Source organism: Vibrio sp. HI00D65, assembly GCF_001635455.1.
Taxonomy (GTDB): domain Bacteria; phylum Pseudomonadota; class Gammaproteobacteria; order Enterobacterales; family Vibrionaceae; genus Vibrio.
Genome location: NZ_LWEH01000481.1, coordinates 1 through 2,036, shown reverse-complemented (window position 1 = coordinate 2,036; position 2,036 = coordinate 1). Strand labels below are relative to the sequence as shown.

At 48.5% G+C, this 2,036-nt stretch carries 4 tRNA genes and 2 rRNA genes; all 6 read left to right on the top strand.

Annotated elements, in window-relative coordinates:
* Window positions 1-723: ribosomal RNA gene (locus A3712_RS22965) — 16S ribosomal RNA — on the top strand; the annotation flags it as partial.
* 88 nt (window positions 724-811) lie between these two features.
* Window positions 812-887 (top strand) — tRNA-Glu (locus A3712_RS22960).
* Window positions 888-889: 2 nt separating this feature from the next.
* A tRNA-Lys gene (locus tag A3712_RS22955) sits at window positions 890-965 on the top strand.
* Between the two features lie 25 nt (window positions 966-990).
* Window positions 991-1,066 (top strand) — tRNA-Ala (locus tag A3712_RS22950).
* 29 nt (window positions 1,067-1,095) lie between these two features.
* Window positions 1,096-1,171: transfer RNA gene (locus tag A3712_RS22945), tRNA-Val, on the top strand.
* Between the two features lie 301 nt (window positions 1,172-1,472).
* Window positions 1,473-2,036: ribosomal RNA gene (locus tag A3712_RS22940) — 23S ribosomal RNA — on the top strand; the annotation flags it as partial.

Here is a 2,036-nt window from a genome sequence, read left to right as displayed (position 1 = left end):
GTCTACTTGGAGGTTGTGGCCTTGAGCCGTGGCTTTCGGAGCTAACGCGTTAAGTAGACCGCCTGGGGAGTACGGTCGCAAGATTAAAACTCAAATGAATTGACGGGGGCCCGCACAAGCGGTGGAGCATGTGGTTTAATTCGATGCAACGCGAAGAACCTTACCTACTCTTGACATCCAGAGAAGCCAGCGGAGACGCAGGTGTGCCTTCGGGAACTCTGAGACAGGTGCTGCATGGCTGTCGTCAGCTCGTGTTGTGAAATGTTGGGTTAAGTCCCGCAACGAGCGCAACCCTTATCCTTGTTTGCCAGCGAGTAATGTCGGGAACTCCAGGGAGACTGCCGGTGATAAACCGGAGGAAGGTGGGGACGACGTCAAGTCATCATGGCCCTTACGAGTAGGGCTACACACGTGCTACAATGGCGCATACAGAGGGCGGCAAACTTGCGAGAGTGAGCGAATCCCAAAAAGTGCGTCGTAGTCCGGATTGGAGTCTGCAACTCGACTCCATGAAGTCGGAATCGCTAGTAATCGTAGATCAGAATGCTACGGTGAATACGTTCCCGGGCCTTGTACACACCGCCCGTCACACCATGGGAGTGGGCTGCAAAAGAAGTGGGTAGTTTAACCTTCGGGAGGACGCTCACCACTTTGTGGTTCATGACTGGGGTGAAGTCGTAACAAGGTAGCCCTAGGGGAACCTGGGGCTGGATCACCTCCTTATACGAAGATATTCACGATAAGTGTCCACACAGATTGATACGGTTTAGAAAGTAAAGAGACGAAGAACTCCCAAGTTCTTCAATCCAGTGTCCCGTTCGTCTAGAGGCCTAGGACACCGCCCTTTCACGGCGGTAACAGGGGTTCGACTCCCCTACGGGATACCATTGGGTCGTTAGCTCAGTTGGTAGAGCAGTTGACTTTTAATCAATTGGTCGCAGGTTCGAATCCTGCACGACCCACCATTTCCTCCCAAGGAAATAAAAATATGGGGCTATAGCTCAGCTGGGAGAGCGCCTGCCTTGCACGCAGGAGGTCTGCGGTTCGATCCCGCATAGCTCCACCATTCCTTCCATAAGGAATTAAAACTTTTATGGGCGATTAGCTCAGTTGGGAGAGCACCTGCCTTACAAGCAGGGGGTCACTGGTTCGAGCCCGGTATCGCCCACCATCTTTAAGCATTCTTACGAGTGTGTTTAAAAATGGTTTCGAAAGCTTTATTGCTAACGAAAGCAAGCTCTTTAACAATTTGGAAAGCTGACTGATTAACTCTAAGAGTTAATCAAATTAAAAGTTCTCAATGTTTATCCTTTGGATAAACACAACACAAACACATTCAAGTGTCTTGTATTCGATTCAAATCTAATTTGAATCACATTGAGTCCGGCAAACACGTAATAAGAACTAACCCTTCTTATTACAACCAAAAACCTTGGTTAGTTGCCATACATTAAGACCCTTTCGGGTTGTATGGTTAAGTGACTAAGCGTACACGGTGGATGCCTTGGCAGTCAGAGGCGATGAAGGACGTATTAACTTGCGATAAGCCCAGATTAGACAGTAAAAGTCATTTGAGTCTGGGATTTCCGAATGGGGAAACCCACTTACATAAGTAAGTATCTTGTTGTGAATACATAGCAGCAAGAGGCAAACCGGGGGAACTGAAACATCTAAGTACCCCGAGGAAGAGAAATCAACCGAGATTCCGAAAGTAGCGGCGAGCGAAATTGGATTAGCCCTTAAGCTTTTAATGATGCAGGTGAAGAGTCTGGAAAGTCTCGCAATAAAGGGTGATAGCCCCGTAACCGACACATCATAATCAGTGAAAACGAGTAGGGCGGGACACGTGATATCCTGTCTGAATATGGGGGGACCATCCTCCAAGGCTAAATACTACTGACTGACCGATAGTGAACCAGTACCGTGAGGGAAAGGCGAAAAGAACCCCTGTGAGGGGAGTGAAATAGAACCTGAAACCGTGTACGTACAAGCAGTAGGAGCACCTTCGTGGTGTGACTGCGTACCTTTTGTATAAT